The following is a 19,240-nucleotide window of genomic DNA, read 5'->3' as shown; positions in this document are numbered from 1 at the left end:
TCCACACCCCGCTCCACGCNACGACCATCCCCGTTTCGACCGCGCGCCCGAGACGCGGCACGACGACCGGCCCCCGACTCGCACCCCCCTCCGTCCAGTTTGACTGCGGGGCCGTTCCTCGTCCTTCCCGGATGGATGCGAGCCGCTGAGCGAACGCACGGCATACTTGAGGAGTACGTCCATACCGGCCAAAAGTGTCCATCATCGACTTTGGGTGCGAGGTCGGCTTGCGGAAAGGATGCATGATGGCCCACGTGCCCAAGGATCTTCCACTGTGGCCGGGGACCGCCGCTGAGGCCGAACGGCAGCAGCGCGAGGCCGAGGCCCAACGGCAGGCGCAACTCGCCGCGCGGAAGCGCGCCGCCGCCGAGGCCGCCGCGCGGAAGAAGGCCGAAGAACAGGCGAAACAGGCGGCCGCAGCGGAGGCAGCGGCCCCGGCGCCCGCTCCGGCTCCACCGGCGGAACGCCCCACCGCGAGCGCGTCGATCGCCCCTGCGGCCGCGCCGACGCCACCAGCGGCACCGGCGCCCACGGCCGCGCCTCCACCCGCCGCGGCACCGACGGCTCCGGCTCCGAGCAAGCCAGCGCCCTCGGCGAACATGCCGTTGTATCCGGAGCGCGTCGCTTACGCGCCTCAGGCGAGCGCCTCGCAGGTACCCGCGGCCCCGCCGTCGGCTCCGACCTTCAGCCTGCCACCGTCGACGGCCGCGATGCCCGGCACCGCCCCCGGCGAGTACCTCGTTCCGGCGACGCCCGCGAACGTGCCACCGCCGCCTCCCCCACCGCCGTCCGCCGGTCCGGGCTATCTCGTGCCGACTTCGCCCGGCCCGCTCGAGCCGGCGCCGCTTCCCGGCGACCCAGCGCAATCGCACGGCCAGCCGGACGGGCCTCCGCCGTCCGTCGGCCAACGCGTCGGGTACGGAGCGAAGAAGCTGTCGGGAAAGATGCTGTCGGCGACGGGTCGGATGATGCAACGCGCCGGCGACAAATGGCGGCATTCACCGCCACCGGTCGGCCGTCCGCCGCAGGATCCGAACGATCCTCAACAGGGGGACCCGGGTGCGGCGCAGTACCCGGGATATCCGGCCCCGCCAGCGGGGTACGGGGACCCTGGTCAGGCGCCCCCACCACATGATCCCGGCCGTGGGCCGTCCGGTTACGGCCAGCAGCCCGGTTACGGGCCGCCTCCCCCGCCGCCGGGCTACTGACGGTCCGACGTCACGCGATACGACGGCCGCGGAGCACCCCGCATTGGGGTGCTCCGCGGCCGTCGTTCGTCATTCGAGCGCCTAGAGGTTCTCCCGTTACCCAGCAGATCGGCTACGGCAGCGTCAGAACGCCATCGACCGCGTCGGCGAACCACCTGCATACGACACGGTATGCAGGAGCTTCTCCGCCTTGCCGAGTGACGCCCTGGCCCGTGCCTCACACGACCTGAGATAACGGGACGACCTCTAGTCGAAGATCGGGTCCTGCGTGCGGGTCCGCTTCAGCTCGAAGAAGCCCGGGGTGTTCGCCACGAGCAGCGTCCCGTCCCACAGACGGCCCGCGGCCTCGCCCTTCGGAGCGGGGGTCACGACGGGGCCGAAGAACGCGACCGGTTCGCCGTCGGCGCCGGTCACCGAGATGACCGGGGTACCGACGTCCTGGCCGACCAGGGTGATGCCCTCGGTGTGCGATCGACGGATCTCGTCGTCGTGCGCGTCGCTGGTGGCGGCGTCGGCCAGCGAAGTCGGCAGCCCGACCTCGGCGAGTGCCGCCTCATAGGTGGCCCGCTCGTGCGGTTCCTGACGATTGTGGAAACGAGTGCCGAGGGCCGTGTACAGAGGGCCCACGACCTCGTCGCCGTGAGCGGCGCGCGCGGCCGCGATGACGCGGACGGGCTGCCACCATGCGCCGCTGGTGATGCGCTCGGCGTAGAACTCGGGGAGCTCGTCGAGCTTCGGCTCGTTGAGCACCTGAAGACTCATGATGTTCCATTCGACCCGGATGTCGCGGATGCGTTCCACCTCGGTGATCCAGCGGGACGTCATCCACGCCCACGGGCAGATCGGATCGAACCAAAAACGGACGGTAGTGGTGTCTTGTGCCATGCGCCCAACATACGCATTCGAGCAGCGCCCGCCGATGCCACGTGACCGAAGGCATACCGAGCCCCTCGTCCGGACAAAACGGACGGTCCGGGTTTCGCACGGTCCGTTGCCGACCCGACGTCGGACCGGCCGGCGTTCAGCGGGAAGGCCAGGGACACTGGGCGACCGCGCGATCGGGGCGGCCAGCGGCCTGTCGCCGTTCGCGCAAGTCCCGTTGCGATACCGGCAATGGGGTGTGAGACTGGCGAGATGGACGACGAATCGATCGCGGCTCAGATCGCCGGTATCGGCGAACGACTGCGGGCCCTGCGAACGGAACGGAACGTGACGCTGCGGCAGTTGTCGGACTCGACGGGGGTGTCGTCGAGCACCTTGTCCCGTTTGGAGGCGGGCAAACGGCGGGCGAATCTGGACCTGATTCTGCCGATCGCGCGTGCCCTGAGCGTCCCACTCGACGAGTTGATCGGCCAACCGACGGGTGATCCGCGCGTCCGGCAGACGGCCCGGACGGTCTGCGGCAGAACGCTCATCCCCCTGTCCCAGGTGCCGGGGAATCGGCGGACGTACAAGATGATCATCCAACCGACCGAGGAGACTCCGCAGCAGCGCAGCCACGACGGTTACGAGTGGATGTACGTCCTTTCCGGGCGATTGCGCCTGCTGCTCGGGGACCGCGATATCCAGCTGACCACCGGTGAGGCCGCCGAGTTCGACACTCGCGTTCCACACTGGTTCGGTTGCGGCGGTTCCATGCCCGTCGAGTTGTTGACGATCTTCAGCGAGCAGGGCGAGCGTGTTCACATGAAGGCGAAGAACTGAGTGGGCCGTGACCGACACGGCCACGGCCCACACCACATTGTTCAGCCCTTGACGCTGCCCGCGAGCAGTCCGCGGACGAAGTAGCGTTGCAGGCAGAGGAACACGACGATCGGCACGATGATCGAAATGAACGCGCCGGCCGTGAGCAGTTCCCAGGCAGTGCCGTGGGTACCCACCATGTCGGCGAGTTTCGCGGTCAACGGCTTGGTCGTCGGGCCGGAGGCGAAGATCAACGCGACGAGCAGGTCGTTCCAGACCCACAGGAACTGGAAGATCGCCAACGACGCGAGCGCCGGGGTGATGAGCGGCAGCACGATCCGCCGGAAGATGGCGCCGTGGCTGGCGCCGTCGACCCGAGCGGATTCGATGATGGACCCTGGCAGCTCCGACATGAAGTTGTGCAGTAGGAACACCGCCAGTGGCAGACCGAAGGCGGTGTGCGCGAACCACACCTGGATGTACTGCCATTCGCCGGTCAGACCCCATTCGGGGAGCAGCGTGACACCGCCGACGCTGACGCCTTCGGAGAAGAAGCTCAGCATCGGCACGAGCGCCATCTGCAACGGGACGACCTGGAGCGCGAAGATCCCGACGAACACCCAGTCACGGCCCTTGAAGCTGATCCACGACAGGGCGTAGGCCGCGAGCGCGGCGAACGCGATCGGGAACAGCACCGACGGGATCGTGATGACGAGCGAGTTGACGAACGCGCTGGCCAGTCGCCCACTGGAGTTGGCTCCGTACAGGACCTCGTTGTAGTTGTCGACCGTGAACGACGGGTTGGTGAAGATCGTCCACCAACCGGTGTCGTCGATGTCCTCCTTCGGCCGCAACGAGGTGATGAGCAGACCGATCGTCGGCGTCGTCCACAGTAGTGCGATGACGAGGGCGACGACGCTGGCGGTACGGCTGGTGAGACGCTTGCGGGTTTTCGCGACGGCGGTCACCGGTTCGGTGTCGGTTTTCATGCGATCTCCCGGCGTTTACGGATGTTGTGCACCTGGTAGGCGATGATCGGGACGACGAGAAGGAACAGGACGACGGCGAGCGCGGCGCCCCGTCCGTCCTGGTCGCCGACGAACGCCTGGAAGTACATCTCGTTGGCGAGGACGCTCGTCTCGTTCTGGCCACCGGTCATGGTGCGGACGATGTCGAACAGCTTCAACGCCGCGATCGACATCGTCACGATGACGACGATGACCGCGGCCCGGATCGATGGAACGGTGATACGCCAGAACATCTGCCACGCGTTGACACCGTCGAGGCGTGCCGCCTCGATGATCTCGGCGGGGATGCCCTTGATCGCGGCGGACAGGACGACGGTCGCGAAACCGGCCTGGATCCACACCATCACGACGATCAGGAAGACGTTGTTCCACGGCGTCTCGGTCAGCCACGGCTGGGGGGTGAACCCGAGCCAGACCATGATCTGGTTCAGCAGACCGATCTGGTCGCCGACCTCCTTGTAGTCGTAGACGAAACGCCAGATGATCGACGCGCCGACGAAGGAGATGGCCATCGGCAGGAACACCAGTGTCTTGGCGAGCGCCTCGAAGCGGGTCTTGTCGATGAGGACGGCGTAGACGAGGCCGATCGCGGTGGCGAGCAGCGGCGTGAGTACGACCCAGACAACGGTGTTGCGGACGACGAGAAGTATCTCGGGATCAGTGAACACCCAGATGTAGTTGTCGAGGCCGACGAAGACCTCGGTGGTTTTATCGAAAAAGGACAGAATGGTGGTGCGGACGGCGGGAACGATGAGGCCGATGCCCAGCAATATCAGTGCCGGGATGAGAAAAACGGAGGCGGTGGCGCCACCGCGTTCGCGGTTGGGTGCGAGATTTGCCAGGGCGAGTAGCCCGAGCACGACCAACACGAACGCGATGAGGCCGACGCCGAGAACGCCGAGCTTCGGCAGCTCGTCCACAAAGTCGAAAGTCATGAATCCTCCGGGAACGACGGAGCCGCCTCGCGGTGAAGGCGGCCCCGTAGAGGTTGTCCCGATGACTCAGGTCCGGCGAACCGACGCGCTGGGCGACGGGACAACCTCTGGTTAAGCGGTTAGCTGTCCTGCCATGCCTTTTCGACGGCGCCGAGGGCGTCCTCCGAAGATTTCCCGTTGATCCAGTTCGTCATCTCCTTGAAGAAGGCACCGGAGCCGATGTCACCGGGCATCAGGTCGGAGGCGTCGAAGCGGAATTCGGCGTTCTCGTCGCCGAACAGTTCCACGACCATCTTCATGAGCGGGTCGGAGGCGTTGGCCGGGTCGGCTTCGGAGTGCGCCGAGGCCCACGGACCGGTCTTCATGCGAGCGTTGGCGAACAGGCCGGACGCCAGGTAGGTGCGGAAGGCGTCGACCTCGGGGGCGTCGCTGAACGCGGCCACGAACTCGCCGCCGCCGAGCAGCGGCTTCTCCTCGGCGGTGTTGCCCGGCAGGAAGAACGCGAAGACGTCGCCGTCGGGGCCGACCTTCACGTCCTCGCCCCACTGGGCGCCGTAGAAGGACGCCTGGCGGTGCATGGCGCACTCACCGTCGAGAATAGGCAGACCGGCCTCTTCGAAGGACGTCTGCGCGATCGACTTGACACTGCCGTGTCCGCCGTTGACGAAGTCGTCGTTCTTCAAGATCGAGCCGGCCTTGTCGAGCGCGGTCACGACGGCCTCGTCGTCGAAGGCGATGTCGTGGTTGACCCACTGGTCGTACACGTCGCCGCCGGACTCGCGCAGCATCATGTCCTCAAGCCAGTCCGTGGCGGGCCAGCCGGTGGCCGCGTCGGAACCGATGCCGGCGCACCATGGCTTGGTGCCGGCTTCGGCGATCTTCTCCGAGAGCGCCATCATGTCTTCCCAGGTCTCGGGAACCTCGTACTTGTTGTCCTTGAAGTACGAGGGCGAGTACCACACGAGGGACTTCAGGTTGCCGGACAACGGCGCGGCGTACAGGGTGTCGTCGATCGTGCCGTACTGGAGCCAGTCCTCGCTCCAACCGGCCGTGGCGGTTTCGGCGAGCTTGTCGGAAGCGGGCACAAGCTTGTCGGCGTAGTTCTGCATGAGACCGGGCTGCGGGAAGAAGGCGATGTCGGGCGCGTCCCCACCGTCGACGCGGACCTTGATCTGCGCCTCGAACTCATTGCTGCCGTCGTAGACGATCTCAAGGCCGGTGCACTCCTGGAACGGAGCCCAGGCCGCCTCGAAGGCGTCCGCCTCGGCGGCGGTGATCGGCGAGTAGATGGTGACGCTCTCGCCGTCCTTGTAGCTGCCGAACTGCTCGTAGTTGGCACAGTCCAGTTCGTCGTCGGAGAGCTTGTCCGACGCGTTGTTTTCGGGCGCGCCACATGAGGCGGCCACGAGGGCGAGCCCCAAACCGCCGACGGCAATGGTGGCGAGTCGCCGTCGTTTATTGGTGATCATGGATGTTAGGTCTCTCCTGTTCACACCGGGCCAGCATGGAGGACAGGCTCGGCTTGGGATGGTTGATACCTATCTCAGGCGGACTCAGCGCACGCTGAGAGCGCTCTCACAAGGTTGGTGCTCCACCTCATAATTGTCAATATCCCTTTACCAAATAGTTACAGCCGTGGAAACAGTCGATTCTTGACAAGCGCTGAACCGTCAACAAAGCTTCCCTGTGGCACACGCGAAACTCACGACTACTGACCATTAGTGATGGCACGATCACCGAGGTGACCCATGGGCGACATTCGATTCCCCGACGGCTTCTTCTGGGGCGCGGCCACCGCCGCGTACCAGATCGAGGGCGCCGCCGACACCGACGGACGTGGCCCGTCCATTTGGGACACCTTCTCCGCGACACCGGGTGCGACGGCCCACGGACACACCGGCCGGATCGCGTGTGACCACTACCATCGCTTCGGCGACGACATCACCCTGATGAAGAGCCTGGGACTCCAGCGGTACCGGTTCTCGATCTCGTGGCCACGCGTGCAGCCGGACGGCAGCGGCCCCGTCAACCCGGCGGGCCTGGCCTTCTACGACCGACTCGTCGACGGCCTGCTCGAAGCCGGCATCACGCCGATGGCGACCTTGTACCACTGGGATCTGCCCCAGGCCGTCCACAACTGCGGCGGCTGGCCGGCCCGCGACACCGCGTACCGCTTCGGTGAGTACGCCACGATCGTGGCCGACCGACTCGCCGACCGCGTCGCCGATTGGTCCACATTGAATGAGCCATGGTGCGCGGCGTTCCTCGGATACGCGGCGGGAATCCACGCGCCCGGCATGACGGACCCGGGGGCCTCCTTCGCGGCCGCCCACCACCTACTGCTCGGCCACGGGCTGGCCGTCGACTCGCTGCGCGCCGCCGGGGCGGAGTCGGTGTCCATCGTCCTCAACAACTCCGTCGTGCGCGGCGATCCGGAAGCGGTCAAACTCGTCGACGGGCTCGCGAACCGGGTGTTCACGGGCCCGCTGTTCGACGGCGCCTATCCCTCTGACGTCCTGGAGCACGCCGCACGCTTCACCGACCACTCGTTCATCCAGGACGGCGACCTCGACGTCATCTCGCGACCGATCGACCTGCTCGGGCTCAACTACTACAACCCCACCTGGGTACGCCGAAAGGCCGGGGCTCCAGGCTCCGCCGCGCACCCCGGCACCGAGGGCATCGACTTCTCCGCGCCCTCCGATCTGGACCGGACGGCCATGGGCTGGCCGATCGACGCGGGTGGACTGTCCGATCTGCTGCTCCAGGCCCACCGCGACTACGGGGTGCCGCTGGCCATCACCGAGAACGGCGCGGCCTTCGACGACAAGGCCGACGCCGACGGCTATGTGGACGACGTCGACCGCGTCGCCTTCCTCGACTCCCACCTTCGCGCCGTCGACGAGGCGATCACCAAGGGTGCCGACGTCCGCGGATACCTGGCGTGGTCCCTCATGGACAACTTCGAGTGGGCCGAGGGCTACACCAAGCGTTTCGGCATCGTCCGAGTCGACTACGACACCGGTCGCCGCATTCCAAAGGCGAGCGCCGAATGGTACGCGAACGTCATCAGACACCATGGACTGTCCACATGAGTCAGCGCCCCACGCTGGAGGAGGTCGCGGCGCGTTCAGGCGTGTCGCGGGCGACGGTCTCGCGCGTCGTCAACAACTCCCCCGGCGTGTCCGAGACCGCGCGCAGCGCCGTCCGCAAGGCCATCGCCGAACTCGGTTACGTGCCCAACCGGGCCGCGCGCAGCCTCGTCACACGACGGACCGACTCGATCGCGCTCGTCATCACGGAACGGCCCGACATCCGCTTCGGCGACGACCCGTTCTTCCACGACATCGTGCGCGGCGTGTCCGCCACATTGGAGTCGGCTGATCGACAGCTCGTTCTCATGATCACCCAGACCGCCGCGAGCAAGGAACGCGTACGTCGGTACGCGATGTCCGGGCACGTCGACGCGGTGATGGTGCTCGCCAGCCATGACGGCGGACGTCTCGCGGAAGCGTTGGCGGGCAATGGGATACCCGTCATCTCCGGTGGTCGGCACACCGCCGACTGCGATGTGCCCTATATCGACATCGACAATGTCGGGGGTTCGCGTGCGGCGGTGCGGCACCTCGCCACGCGCGGGCGCCAGCACATCGCCACCATCGCCGGCCCGACCGGACTGACGGCCGGATCGGACCGGCTCGCCGGATACCGCGCCGAGATCGCCTCCGCCCACCGGCAACCGATCGTCGAGTACGGCGACTTCTCCCGATCCAGCGGCGAAGCGGCGATGTACCGCCTGCTCAAGCGCTATCCGCACATCGACGCGGTGTTCGCGGCCTCCGACGCGATGGCTTTCGGCGCGATGACGGCCATAAGGGCCTCGGGGTTGCGCATCGGCACCGACATCGCGGTCGTCGGTTTCGACGACGTCGACAGCGCCCGGTACGCGGACCCGCCGTTGACGACGATCCGTCAGCCGGCCGTCGACCTCGGCCGGTCGATGGCACGCGCCGCGCTCGTGATGCTCTCGGGCAAGCCGTGCCCGGCGCCGCGACTGTTGACGACCCAGCTGATCGTTCGGGAATCGGGCTGAATCAGAAGATCGGTGAACGACGATCCTGCCCGAGGGTGACGCTTCATTAACGTTTTCATATCGCCTGCGTCCAGCTGTTGCGCCGTCCACGGTGTGCTGCCAGACTCTCGCCAATGGGAGTAGTGGAACACATTGAGGCGCTGCAACGCGAGGGAAACCTGCTCGCGGCGTCCGCTGATGAGGTAGGGATAAGAGCCCCGATACCTACCTGTCCCGGATGGACAATCCGGGATCTGTTGTGGCACACAGGAACTGTCCACCGGTGGGCCAAGACGATCGTCTCCGAAGCCCGCTCGTACGATCCGCCCGACAACGAAATCGCCAAGATCGCCGGCCCCATCTGCGACGAGGCTCTGCTCGTCGAGTGGTATCGGGAGAGTCTGCGCCAGCTCGTCAACGCCCTGCGCGACGCGCCAGACGACCTCTCGTGCTGGACATCGCTGCCGGGAGCGCCGCCCCTGGCGTTCTGGGCGCGACGGCAGGCCCACGAGACCGCGATCCATCGCGTCGACGCCGAAAGTGCCCGCGGCGACGAGATCTCACCGATCGGCGTCGGCTTCGCCGCCGATGGCATCGACGAACTGCTCAACGGCCTGCACTCACGTCCGAAAAGTCGTGTGCGCTCTCCCGTTCCACGGGTCCTGCGTCTGCACGCCACCGATGAGCTCGACGAACCCGGTGATTGGTTCCTGCACATCTCCGACGAGCCGTTGCGGGTGACCCGGTCCCACCACGCACCGAGCGATTGCACCCTGTCGGGGCCGGTGGAACTCCTCTATTTGGCTATGTGGAACCGCTGTCGCATTGACGATTTGAACGTCTCCGGCGACGGCAGCCTCATCAAACTATGGCAGGAAACCTCGCCGATCACATGGTCCTTACGGCCGAGATCAACAATCCATGAGTGTGAATACATCAGGCGGACGGACCACATTCTGACAAGGTGTTGACCGAGGGTGTCACGACGCCGGCCACGCTCAATACCATCGATGCCCTTCGATCGCTTGCCTCTCCGGGGCGCCGAGACCGCTCGGCNCNCCCCGTTCCACCCCCGCCGAAAGTCAACGACGCCACTGACGATCGTTCATTGCCCCGGTTGTGCGAGTGCTCTACTGTTCTGTGCGTGGAACAGCTGGAGCACGCGATCATGGAGTACGTCGAAGTCTTCATGGCCTCGCCTTGGATCTATCTCGTAGTTTTTGGAATCGCCTTCCTCGACGGGTTCTTCCCGGTCGTGCCCGGTGAAACCACGGTCATCGCGGCCGGCGCGTCAGCCGCCGCCATCGGTGTCCCGAACATCGGCATCGTCATCGCCGCCGCCGCGATCGGCGCGTTCTGCGGCGACCACGTCTCGTACGCCATCGGCCGATTCGCGTTCGGGCCGATCGCCAAACGGCTCAAACCCGGGACCAAGAAGAAGAAGGCGTTCGACTGGGCTCACGACGCCCTGATCAAACGCGGCGGAATCGTCCTCGTCGTCGCCCGATACATCCCCGGTGGTCGGACGGCCATCACGATCACGTGCGGCGCCGTCGGATACCCGATCCGCAAGTTCATGTTCTTCGACGCGATCGCGGCGATCTCGTGGGGCGTGTACTCCGGCCTCATCGGCTACTTCGCGGGCTGGGTCTTCCAAGGTCGCCCGCTGCTCGCCTTGGCGCTCGGCTTCGCCGTCGCCATGACGTGCGCCGGAGCCGTCGAACTGGTTCGATACATCCTGGAGCGGCGCGCCAAGGCCGCCGAGACGACCGAGAGCGAGAGCACCGCCGAGCCGGTCAACTCCGGAAAGCAATAGCCCAGAGAACCGAGGCGGTGGGTGTGGACGACGTCCCCCCACCGCCGTGTCACGTCCGGCCCCCTACCGTTCCAGCCCCTCCACCAGTCCGGCCTCGTACGCCACGATCGCGGCCTGCACCCGGTTCCGAACAGCCAGCCGTGCCAGGATCGCGCTGACATACGCCTTCACGGTTCCCTCGACGACGTGAATCCGCTTGGCGATCTCCGCGTTGGAGAGCCCCCCGCCCAACAAGGTCAACACCTCGCGTTCGCGCGCCGTCAACCCGCCGATCGCCTCCCTCGCCCGAGCGCTCCGCGTCATCCGCCCGCCCGACGCGCTCCGCGACAGATCGTCGATCACCCTCTTGGCGACCTGCGGCGACAGGAACGCGGCACCGGCCGCGACCGCGTGAACGCCCGATATGAGCTCCCTCGGGTCCCCCGACTTCAGCAGGAAGCCGCTCGCGCCGATCCCGAGCGCCCGCGCGATGTACTCGTCCTCGCCGAAGGTGGTCAGCATGATGACGCCGACGTCGGGATGGGCGTCGCGGATGCGTTCCGCCGCAGTCAATCCGTCGACACGTGGCATGCGGATGTCCAGCAGCACCATATCGGGGCGGTGGCGCTCGACGGCGGTGACCGCCTCGGCTCCGTCGGCGGCCTCCGCGACGACCTCGATCGTCGGGTCGCTGGCGAGGATCGCCCGTACCCCGGCGCGAATCATCGCCTCGTCGTCGGCCAGCACAATACGCACGGATTACCCTTCGTTAAGAGGTGACGATGTCCTTGGACCGCAGCACTCCGTCGACGAAACAAAATCGATACACATTGGACTGCTGCATGGTGGGTTCCATTTCGGAATCATAGTAAAGGCACTCGGCGTCGAGACCGGCCACGGCCTTCGGCGGCTTGACCCACGTCGGCGGGTCAATCGTCTCGAACATCGGCAGAGTGTCCTCGAGCTCCTCCCGCGTCGTCCCGATGGAGATCTCGGCGTACTCCGCACGCGTCATCGTCGAACCCATCGCCACGATGACACTCGTCGCCAAGGAGACCACGCCGAGGGTCACCATGAGGACCGTCGGGATCGCGAAGACGGTGATGAGCCGCTGGCGAGTGCGCCGACGCTCGGCGACATGCCGTTGCGCGGACTCGCTGAGCGGCTCCACGACGGCCACCGGCTGGGCGTCCGCGTCGTGCGGCAGGCGCGCGGTGACGACGAACCGGCCCCCGACCGCGACCGCCGTCAGGCCACCGCCGGCGAGCCGCACCCGCTCGGCGAGACCGACGAGACCCGTCCGATTGCCGATGCCGGAGCCGGTCGTGCCCGGGGCCAGATCATTGACGACCCGCACGACCGTGATGTCGTCGTCGTGTTCGACGGTCACCATCACAGCGACGCCGGGCGCGTGTTTCGCGGCGTTCGTCAACGCCTCCTGAACAACACGGTGGGCCGCCCGATCGGCCCGACGCGGCAGCGCACGACCCGCGTCGTGGGTCAGGGTGATGGTCATGCCCGACTCGCGGGCGCGGGTCACCAGATCGGCGATCGTCTCGTCCACAGGCGTGATGCTGGCGGCGTCCTCGCGCAGCAGCCCGATGATCTCGCGAAGACGCTCCGTCGCGATCGCCGCCGACTGACGCAGTTCCCCGGCGGCACCCTGCTGGGCCGAGGGCAGGGCCGGGTCGATCTCCAACGCGGCGGCGCGGAGCGCGATGAGGCTCAACTCGTGGCCGAGCGAATCGTGCATGTCCTCGGCGATGCGAGCCCGTTCGCGCAGCCGCGCCTGCGCGGCGACGGCCTGCTGCTCGCGTTCGAGTTGCTCGGCACGACGCCAGCCGCTCACGGACAGGCGGGCGTGCTGGTAGCGATATCGGCCGACGAGCCACGGGAAGATGATGAGGAACGTCAACGTCAGCACGAGTGACAGCCAGTCCATCAGCCGGAAACCGGTCAGCGGTCCCCCGATGAGGCAAACGACGCTGGCCACGCCGAGCTGCACCGTCACCGGCAGCGGCGAGTGATCGCGGCGCCCGACGAGGTAGCTGAGGAAGGTCAGGGAGATCAGCAGCACCTGGGGCGTCGAGGACGCTACGCGCATCCCCAGAACCGCCCACAGCGTCAGCACGACCACGAGCACGAACGCGCCGACGGGAACCGTGTAGCGCAGCCGCAGGACGGCGGCGATCGCCACGCTGAGCAGAGCCACGCCAAAGAGCCAATGCGAGCCGGAATCGAGCGCGAGCGCGAGGTTGACGGGACCGGCCAGGCACACCCACCAGACGATGTTGACCCACCAGCGAAACGGGGGAGCCGCCTCGGGCGCCCCGTCGGTGGCGTCCGATGGCGGAACGAGCCGGTCGATAAGCTTCACCGCGTCCACGGTACCGAGGCACTCGCGGTCGCTTCGACCGCGAGACATGGATCATCGTCACCCCCTCCGATCTTCGAAAGGCACCGATGTCACTCGACCTGTGGTGGGCGCGCCCCAGTGACGCGAAGGACGACCACCTGTCGTGGTTCACCGACGCCGAACGCACCCGCGCCGCCGCGTATCGCCACGACGTCGATCGGGGACGGTTCATCGTCGGTTGCGCCCTGAGCCGCCTCGTCGTCGCCGATGTCCTCGGTTGCACGCCGGCGGAAGTGCCGCTGACCCGCAAGTGCGGGACCTGCGAGCGGCCCCACGGCAAGCCGCGCGTCGTCGGCGATCCCGTCCACCTGTCCGTGTCGCATTCGGGTGACCACGTCGTCGTGGCGGTGACGCGGTCGGGTCCTGTCGGCGTGGACGTCGAGGAGGTGTCGGAGCGCGCGAAGCTGCCGGTGTCGATCGTTCTCGCCGCTTCGGAACGGGCCCTCCTGGAGCGGCTCTACGGTGCGGAGCGGACTGCGGCGTTCTACCGGTACTGGGTTCGCAAGGAGTCGGTCGTCAAGGCCACCGGGGACGGTCTGCGAGCTCCCCTGTCGGCGGTCATCGTGAGTGGCTCCGACGACCCGGCTCGGCTGGTCTCGATGCCGAACCACGACGCGTCGATCTTCGCGATGGCCGATGTGGACATTGATGTGGAGCACGCCGCAGCCGTGACGGTGATCGGCCCCGAGACGATCAGTCCGCGAACGTGGGACGCATCGACGTCGTTGCGAGACGGAAACATGGGGACGGCCCCGACATCCCTTGACAATCGATTCACACATGGACAATCCTGACATTCATGGTCGTCAATCGATGACCATGAATGAAAGGCCCTACCGGATGTCCTTCAAGAGACTCATCATGCGCGTGCTGGCGACCATGTCGGCCGCCGCCATGCTCACCCTCGGCGCTCCCGGTGTCTCCATCGCCGGCGACGTCGAGGCGAACGCCAAACTGACCCACGCCCAAGCGGCCAGCCGCCTCAGCGCCGCGGGCATCACCTGGTCGTCCAGCGGAGGCTGTTCCGACCGGAACAACCCCACGTGCACCTCCTTCACCCAGATCAACTCGGCGACGATCTCGGGCATCATCACCCTCAAGTCCGCCAGCGGTTGCGCCATCAACGTCACCGGTGGAACCGAGACCGGGCACGCCGACGGCACCTACAGCCACTGGAACGGTTACAAGCTCGACACGAGCCTGTCGACCTGCCTCCAGAACTACATCACGGGAACGTTCACCTCGATCGGCGGCAGCAAGTGGCAGTCCGGATCGGGAAACATCTATTACCTCGAAGGCAACCACTGGGACATCACTTACTACAACTGCGGCGGCTGCTGACCGCTCACCCGGCACCTCGCTTGGTGCGCGCCGGATCCGGAGCCGCATTGGATCAGTCCACACGATGGAAACCGATCCGCGAGTTCCGCTCCGCGCGTACCAGGCGGGAAACGAGCGGTGGCCCGATCTTCCGCGACACCGCCGGTATGCACCCCGACGCCTAAAGCGCGGGCCCGCGGTAGCCATGGGATGCAGGTCTGGGTTGACGGGGAGCTGTCGGACCAACCGGAGGACACGTTCGTCGATCCAACCGGAGCGATCGGAGCACGTTGAGTCCCATGGGCTCGCCATGGAGCACTCACCGGCTTGACCGCCGAGGTCCGCTCGGGCGGGGCTCACGGTGGGCGGCGTCTCGCGGCCGCCCGTAGAATCGGCCCAACAACTCAGGAAGGCGGACCGCAATGACAGTCCATGCTGGAGACGTGGTCGAGGACTTCACCCTGACTGACGACCAGGGCCAAGCCCGCAGCCTCACCGAGTTCCTCGCCGACGGCCCGGTGGTCCTGTTCTTCTACCCGGCCGCGATGACGAAGGGCTGCACCGCCCAGGCGTGTCACTTCCGCGACCTCGGCGCCGAGTTCGCGGCGCTGGGGGCGCAGCGCGTCGGCATCAGCCGCGACGACGTGGCCGCGCAGCGCCGCTTCGCGGAGGCTCACGGCTTCGACTACCCGCTGCTGTCCGACCCGGACGGCACAGTGGCCTCCAAACTGGACGTCCGCCGCGCCCTTCCGTTGGGACCGTTGCGCACCAAGAGGACGACTATCGTCATCGACACCGACCGCACCGTCCTCGGCATGATCCACAACGAAGTCTCGATGACGGCGCACGCGGACCGAGCCCTGGAGATCCTCCGCTCCCGCGCGAGCTGAGGCACGGATGGCCCCCACCTCGACCAAGGACATCGACGCGGATCGCTTCCATGTCGGGCGGAGAATCGCGGCGTGACGGTCGTCCCCGGACGTACGATCGCGTGTCCGCCCCATATACGGATCGTGTCATGATGGTCGCAGGCGACGCATGCCCGGATCGTCACGATCGGACATCCGATGTGACCTTTGGACGTTCGCACCACAGGTGTCTCCCATGCGTTGCCCGAACAGTCGAAGCCGGCGATGGAATGAGATTCAATGGGCCTGTTGGACAGCGCGTTCAAGCGGTACACGGCGGAGCAGGCGGTCAGTCTGGTCCAGGCGATACTCGACGCGAATCCCGACTCGACCGGAGATGAAGTCCTCCAAGCGCTCATCGAGTATCGATCCGAATGTGAACGTGAGGACGAGGCCGAACGAGCCGCCCTCACCGTCGAAGCCGAATGCAACCACTGCGGCCTCTCGATCATGAGGTCGGACGACGGTAGGTGGACGCACAGCCGAAACGGGGTCGCCGGTTGCAAGACCGCGGGTTTCAGGCAGGCGCCCGGCGGACGCCTCGAACGCGTCTGGCGCGCGATACCGCGAAACGAGCCACCTGAGACGACGTGACCGCGCCCCCACTGGCAGGCGGCCAGGATGGCACCACCGACGATGGCCGCCACCCTGATCGCCACCACCTTGCTCGTGAGGCCGTCCGATAGGACGTGGCGAGCCGCGGCGAACACCCGGTATTATGACGCCGCGAGGGGCGGTAGCTCAGCTGGTTAGAGCAGCGGACTCATAACCCGCCGGTCGTCGGTTCGAGCCCGACCCGCCCCACAACTTCCGAACTCCGAGAAGGCCCGCCCGCCAGGGGAAACCCTGACAGGCGGGCCTTCTCCCATGTGCAGCCAAGTGCGGCACGGTGCGACCACTGGCGACATTCCGGGATACCACTGAGGCCTTATGGTTCAGGAGTTCTGATCCTGATCCTTTTGCGACGGAGCTCCGCGCAGTCGGCCGCCGAGGAGTACGTCTCGCCTGAAAGCGGACCGATGTCGCCATTGGTGGACGCCATGGACGACACAGAGAACGACGTCGGCAGAATGCCGCCATCAGGCAGTAAGGTGCATCGTCCATTATGTCGGCCACCGACATCTCGGGTTACTTCATCGAAACGGATGGTGCGTACTCGCCGTCTGCTCGGACGGTCTGGACAGAATGGCCGGGCCGGGTTTGAGTCCAGTTTCTTGGCTGAACCGGGTAGCGCCATCGCCCGTCTCGCTCACCGCCTCACGGGCGACGGGCGACGGGCGACGGGCGACGGGCGACGGGCGACGGGCCGCCAGTGTCCTCAGCCAATCGTGACGACGCGCGCCCACGAAGGTGGGGCATCCGGAACATAGTCGAGGTTCATCTCGTCCACCGCACGGGAAGTGCGGGGGAAAAGCCCGACGACGGTACGACAGGGTGGTCGCGTGACCGGCCACGGCGTCTGCCCGTCCGTCAGTGCCACGACCACGTCCGGGCGCGGCCGGGAACGGATTGCGCGGGCGAAACCGGAACGCAGATCCGTCCCACCGCCACCGATCAGTTCGATGTTCTCGGCGCGACACAGTGGAACGGCGATGCCGGCCGCCGCGTCGCAGGAGATCACCGAGACCAGGTCACGTCGTCCGCCCACGGCTCGCGAGATCGCCGCCACTTCCAGGAGGGCACTGCCCAGTTCGGCGTCGCTCACCGACCCGGAAGTGTCGATCACCACACAGACCCGGGGTGGAGTACGAAGCAGGCTCGGCAACAGCACCCCGGGGACCCCGGCGGAGCGCCGAGAAGGCCGCCGGTAGCTGTGGTTCTCGCCCACTCCCGGTGTTCCCACCGCCGAACGGACCGCGGCCCCCAGCAGTCGCCGCCAGGGCTGCGGTTGTTGGAACGCCCGATGCGCCCAACGGCGCCAGCCTTCCGGCGCGTCCCCGGGCCGGCCTTTGATTCCCTCCGCGACCCGGAAACGGACCGCGTCCCGCTGCTGCCTGCTCAGGCCGTGCGCTCCGTCGGAGCCCAGCTCCCACGGCCGTTCGTGCCCATCTGCACCGCTGCCGCAGTCGAGCCATGCGAGTTCCGTGGCGAGCCCGGACAGCGATGTCGTCTGCAAGTACTCCTCCATCAGCAGCCCATTGGGCAGCCGCAACAGGGAAGGCTGCACCACCCCGGCCGGCACCGACAGACCGTCACCATAGATGTCGTCGTTGATTTCGAAATCGGCGGCGATGTTGCGACGCAGCCTTTCTCCCGGCCCGTGCTCCCCGTGCTCCACCGCATACCGCTCACCTCGACCGTGATGGTCACGGAGCAGGTGGGAAACCTCGTGAACCCAGACGCCCGCGAGTTGCTCCACCGGGGTTCGCGCCACGAAACCGGGCGACACGTAGCACCGCCAGTGCGTGTCGACCGCCATTGTGGGCACCGACCAGTCCTCGACCACGTGGAGCGCGAAGAGCGCGTCGGCCAGGTAGGGCCGGACCTTCACCGCGTGGAGTCGGGCCGTCAGCAACTTCGCCATGTCCAGCGGAGGTCCGGTCCGACTGTTCGACCCACCGGGCCCTGCCCGCCGCGGTCGGGTGGAACGCTGCGCCGTCGGTCGGGGCACTGGGGCCTTTCGATCTCCGCTCATCGGTGTGCCTCCGCCGCGCGCTCGGCCTCGACCCGTTCGACCGATTGATTCGCCTGCCGGGTGATGCCGACCAATCCGGTCAACCGTTCTATCGTTTCGGGGACCTCCCAGTCGTCGCGCCGCAAACGCGCCAAGCCCATGGCAGGAGCGGCCAACAGGTCCGGAGCACCGGTCTCCAAAGCTCGTGCCAGCACCTCCCATGCCGCCTCCCATCGCTCCCTTTCCGGCCGTGATCCGACCGCGATCACCATGGCCTCAAGCGCCGCTTGACGCAGATCGCCGCGCACGGGCAGTTCTGCGGACGCCGGATCGTCCAATAGCGACTCTGGATCCGGGAGATCCATCCGGTCGAGGTGAGCGAGGAGTTCAAGCCCCGGGCCGTCGCCCACGACACCTCGAATCAGCAGTGCCAGCACGTCCCTGGAGACCGCGGCGGCAGTCCCGAAGGCCAATAGGGTCATCGCGGCCTCCCAGCTGCGCGGCGATGGCCAGGCTCCCCCTCGCCGGGTCTCGCTACTCGGCAGCCGGTGGATCAGCTTCGGCCGGGCCGTCAAGAAGCCGCAGACCGCGCTGCGGGCGAACGCCACCGCCTCCGGTAGTCGCTCCGGCACCAGACGGGGCAGTTCGGCCCGGGGCCAGACCCCGCCCAAGCCCCGCACGACGACCTCTCGGTCGTGCACCCAATGGAGATGGACGAACCGGTTCGCCAACGGCGGACTCAGTTCCCATCCGTCCGCCGCCGAGGCGCGCGGATTGGCGGCGGCCACGATCCGCACATCTGGTGGGAGTCGCAGCGCACCGACCCGCCGTTCGAGCACGACCCGCAGCAGTGCCGCTTGGACGGCCGGAGTGGCGGTGGACAACTCGTCCAGAAAGAGCAGCCCGCGACCGGCCCGCACGAGGTCCACAGCCCACCGCGGTGGTGCCATCGGCACGCCGCGCTGCTCCGGATCGTCGCCCACTATGGGCAGACCGGAGAAGTCGGACGGTTCATGGACGCTGGCGATCACGGTCGTCAGCGGCAGGTCAAGGGAGTCGGCGAGTTGTGTCAGGACCGCGGTCTTACCGATGCCCGGCTCGCCCCAGAGCAACACGGGCAGGTCCGCTGCCACGGCGAGGGTGAGCGCTTCGAGCTGTTCATCGGAGCGCGTCTCGGTCGTGGTCGTCCGCAGCAGAGACAGGAGTTCGTCGGCTAGGGCCAATTGAGTGGGTGTTCCGGCCGTGCAGGCGGGGGCGGGGG

General features: G+C 67.0%; 18 protein-coding genes and 1 tRNA gene. 11 read left to right on the top strand and 8 right to left on the bottom strand.

Going from position 1 to position 19,240, the window contains the following annotated elements; all coding sequences use genetic code 11:
* Window positions 1-254 precede the first annotated feature (254 nt).
* A complete protein-coding gene (locus ACM9NP_RS07135; protein ID WP_415645808.1) occupies window positions 255-1,208 on the top strand; it encodes a hypothetical protein in 954 nt (317 codons plus the stop codon).
* Window positions 1,209-1,454: 246 nt separating this feature from the next.
* Here the strand turns inward: ACM9NP_RS07135 and ACM9NP_RS07130 are convergent, their stop codons facing one another.
* Window positions 1,455-2,093 carry a mycothiol-dependent nitroreductase Rv2466c family protein gene (locus ACM9NP_RS07130; RefSeq protein WP_415645807.1) on the bottom strand — a complete coding sequence of 213 codons (639 nt, stop codon included), beginning with the start codon at window positions 2,091-2,093 and terminating at the stop codon, window positions 1,455-1,457.
* 249 nt (window positions 2,094-2,342) lie between these two features.
* Here ACM9NP_RS07130 and ACM9NP_RS07125 point away from each other — a divergent pair, with 249 nt between their 5' ends.
* The gene (locus tag ACM9NP_RS07125; protein ID WP_415645806.1) at window positions 2,343-2,912 is read left to right on the top strand and encodes a helix-turn-helix domain-containing protein; all 570 of its coding nucleotides are present in this window, start codon (window positions 2,343-2,345) and stop codon (window positions 2,910-2,912) included.
* A 41-nt stretch (window positions 2,913-2,953) separates the two neighbouring features.
* Here the strand turns inward: ACM9NP_RS07125 and ACM9NP_RS07120 are convergent, their stop codons facing one another.
* The 3 genes from ACM9NP_RS07120 to ACM9NP_RS07110 all read right to left on the bottom strand — a co-directional run bounded on the left by ACM9NP_RS07120 (window position 2,954) and on the right by ACM9NP_RS07110 (window position 6,323).
* On the bottom strand, window positions 2,954-3,880 hold the full coding sequence (locus tag ACM9NP_RS07120; RefSeq protein WP_415645805.1) for a carbohydrate ABC transporter permease: 927 nt from the start codon (window positions 3,878-3,880) through the stop codon (window positions 2,954-2,956).
* Window positions 3,877-4,854 (bottom strand): carbohydrate ABC transporter permease, encoded by a 978-nt coding sequence (locus tag ACM9NP_RS07115; RefSeq protein WP_415645804.1) that lies wholly within the window; start codon window positions 4,852-4,854, stop codon window positions 3,877-3,879. The genes ACM9NP_RS07120 and ACM9NP_RS07115 overlap by 4 nt, the downstream gene beginning before the upstream one ends.
* A gap of 119 nt (window positions 4,855-4,973) precedes the next feature.
* Window positions 4,974-6,323, bottom strand: a complete 1,350-nt coding sequence (locus tag ACM9NP_RS07110) for an ABC transporter substrate-binding protein (protein WP_415645803.1) — start codon at window positions 6,321-6,323, stop codon at window positions 4,974-4,976.
* 279 nt (window positions 6,324-6,602) lie between these two features.
* Here ACM9NP_RS07110 and ACM9NP_RS07105 point away from each other — a divergent pair, with 279 nt between their 5' ends.
* The 4 genes from ACM9NP_RS07105 to ACM9NP_RS07090 all read left to right on the top strand — a co-directional run bounded on the left by ACM9NP_RS07105 (window position 6,603) and on the right by ACM9NP_RS07090 (window position 10,742).
* Window positions 6,603-7,949: a GH1 family beta-glucosidase gene (locus tag ACM9NP_RS07105; RefSeq protein WP_415645802.1), complete on the top strand. Its 1,347-nt coding sequence runs from the start codon at window positions 6,603-6,605 to the stop codon at window positions 7,947-7,949.
* Window positions 7,946-8,947: a LacI family DNA-binding transcriptional regulator gene (locus ACM9NP_RS07100; protein WP_415645801.1), complete on the top strand. Its 1,002-nt coding sequence runs from the start codon at window positions 7,946-7,948 to the stop codon at window positions 8,945-8,947. Before ACM9NP_RS07105 ends, ACM9NP_RS07100 begins: the two co-directional genes overlap by 4 nt.
* A 113-nt stretch (window positions 8,948-9,060) precedes the next feature.
* Entirely contained in the window at window positions 9,061-9,897 is an 837-nt protein-coding gene (locus tag ACM9NP_RS07095; protein ID WP_415645800.1) for a maleylpyruvate isomerase family mycothiol-dependent enzyme, read from the top strand.
* Between the two features lie 173 nt (window positions 9,898-10,070).
* Window positions 10,071-10,742: a DedA family protein gene (locus tag ACM9NP_RS07090; protein ID WP_415645799.1), complete on the top strand. Its 672-nt coding sequence runs from the start codon at window positions 10,071-10,073 to the stop codon at window positions 10,740-10,742.
* Between the two features lie 63 nt (window positions 10,743-10,805).
* On the opposite strand, the gene ACM9NP_RS07085 is transcribed toward ACM9NP_RS07090, so the two are convergent.
* Window positions 10,806-11,477, bottom strand: coding sequence for a response regulator (locus ACM9NP_RS07085; protein WP_415645798.1), 672 nt, complete (start codon window positions 11,475-11,477; stop codon window positions 10,806-10,808).
* A gap of 13 nt (window positions 11,478-11,490) precedes the next feature.
* Complete coding sequence (locus tag ACM9NP_RS07080; RefSeq protein ID WP_415645797.1) at window positions 11,491-13,098, bottom strand: sensor histidine kinase; 1,608 nt, start codon at window positions 13,096-13,098, stop codon at window positions 11,491-11,493.
* Window positions 13,099-13,184: 86 nt separating this feature from the next.
* Between ACM9NP_RS07080 and ACM9NP_RS07075 the strand changes: the two genes are divergently transcribed.
* The 5 genes from ACM9NP_RS07075 (at window position 13,185) to ACM9NP_RS07055 (ending at window position 16,169) form a co-directional block, all read left to right on the top strand.
* Complete coding sequence (locus ACM9NP_RS07075; RefSeq protein ID WP_415645796.1) at window positions 13,185-13,931, top strand: 4'-phosphopantetheinyl transferase family protein; 747 nt, start codon at window positions 13,185-13,187, stop codon at window positions 13,929-13,931.
* A 100-nt stretch (window positions 13,932-14,031) separates the two neighbouring features.
* The gene (locus ACM9NP_RS07070; RefSeq protein WP_415645921.1) at window positions 14,032-14,478 is read left to right on the top strand and encodes a hypothetical protein; all 447 of its coding nucleotides are present in this window, start codon (window positions 14,032-14,034) and stop codon (window positions 14,476-14,478) included.
* A 401-nt stretch (window positions 14,479-14,879) separates the two neighbouring features.
* Window positions 14,880-15,347 carry a peroxiredoxin gene (locus ACM9NP_RS07065; protein ID WP_415645795.1) on the top strand — a complete coding sequence of 156 codons (468 nt, stop codon included), beginning with the start codon at window positions 14,880-14,882 and terminating at the stop codon, window positions 15,345-15,347.
* 258 nt (window positions 15,348-15,605) lie between these two features.
* Entirely contained in the window at window positions 15,606-15,959 is a 354-nt protein-coding gene (locus ACM9NP_RS07060; RefSeq protein ID WP_415645794.1) for a hypothetical protein, read from the top strand.
* Between the two features lie 136 nt (window positions 15,960-16,095).
* Window positions 16,096-16,169 (top strand) — tRNA-Ile (locus tag ACM9NP_RS07055).
* A gap of 514 nt (window positions 16,170-16,683) precedes the next feature.
* On the opposite strand, the gene ACM9NP_RS07050 is transcribed toward ACM9NP_RS07055, so the two are convergent.
* Window positions 16,684-17,889, bottom strand: coding sequence for a vWA domain-containing protein (locus tag ACM9NP_RS07050; RefSeq protein WP_415645793.1), 1,206 nt, complete (start codon window positions 17,887-17,889; stop codon window positions 16,684-16,686).
* Window positions 17,890-17,996: 107 nt separating this feature from the next.
* Window positions 17,997-19,202 (bottom strand): AAA family ATPase, encoded by a 1,206-nt coding sequence (locus tag ACM9NP_RS07045; protein ID WP_415645920.1) that lies wholly within the window; start codon window positions 19,200-19,202, stop codon window positions 17,997-17,999.
* Window positions 19,203-19,240: the final 38 nt, after the last annotated feature.

Origin of the sequence: Stackebrandtia soli (assembly GCF_965137155.1) — a bacterium.
Taxonomy (GTDB): Bacteria; Actinomycetota; Actinomycetes; order Mycobacteriales; family Micromonosporaceae; genus Stackebrandtia; species Stackebrandtia soli.
Note: the sequence above shows the minus strand (reverse complement) of the source record. Positions and strands in the feature narration are given on the sequence as shown.

What these genes read in the sequence shown, in the direction of transcription:
- ACM9NP_RS07130 (WP_415645807.1), bottom strand. Translation starts at nt 2,093, where the DNA reads ATGGCACAAGACACCACTACCGTCCGTTTTTGGTTCGATCCGATCTGC.
- ACM9NP_RS07125 (WP_415645806.1), top strand. Translation starts at nt 2,343, where the DNA reads ATGGACGACGAATCGATCGCGGCTCAGATCGCCGGTATCGGCGAACGA.
- ACM9NP_RS07120 (WP_415645805.1), bottom strand. Translation starts at nt 3,880, where the DNA reads ATGAAAACCGACACCGAACCGGTGACCGCCGTCGCGAAAACCCGCAAG.
- ACM9NP_RS07115 (WP_415645804.1), bottom strand. Translation starts at nt 4,854, where the DNA reads ATGACTTTCGACTTTGTGGACGAGCTGCCGAAGCTCGGCGTTCTCGGC.
- ACM9NP_RS07110 (WP_415645803.1), bottom strand. Translation starts at nt 6,323, where the DNA reads ATGATCACCAATAAACGACGGCGACTCGCCACCATTGCCGTCGGCGGT.
- ACM9NP_RS07105 (WP_415645802.1), top strand. Translation starts at nt 6,603, where the DNA reads ATGGGCGACATTCGATTCCCCGACGGCTTCTTCTGGGGCGCGGCCACC.
- ACM9NP_RS07100 (WP_415645801.1), top strand. Translation starts at nt 7,946, where the DNA reads ATGAGTCAGCGCCCCACGCTGGAGGAGGTCGCGGCGCGTTCAGGCGTG.
- ACM9NP_RS07095 (WP_415645800.1), top strand. Translation starts at nt 9,061, where the DNA reads ATGGGAGTAGTGGAACACATTGAGGCGCTGCAACGCGAGGGAAACCTG.
- ACM9NP_RS07075 (WP_415645796.1), top strand. Translation starts at nt 13,185, where the DNA reads ATGTCACTCGACCTGTGGTGGGCGCGCCCCAGTGACGCGAAGGACGAC.
- ACM9NP_RS07070 (WP_415645921.1), top strand. Translation starts at nt 14,032, where the DNA reads ATGCTCACCCTCGGCGCTCCCGGTGTCTCCATCGCCGGCGACGTCGAG.
- ACM9NP_RS07065 (WP_415645795.1), top strand. Translation starts at nt 14,880, where the DNA reads ATGACAGTCCATGCTGGAGACGTGGTCGAGGACTTCACCCTGACTGAC.
- ACM9NP_RS07060 (WP_415645794.1), top strand. Translation starts at nt 15,606, where the DNA reads ATGGGCCTGTTGGACAGCGCGTTCAAGCGGTACACGGCGGAGCAGGCG.
- ACM9NP_RS07050 (WP_415645793.1), bottom strand. Translation starts at nt 17,889, where the DNA reads ATGGCGAAGTTGCTGACGGCCCGACTCCACGCGGTGAAGGTCCGGCCC.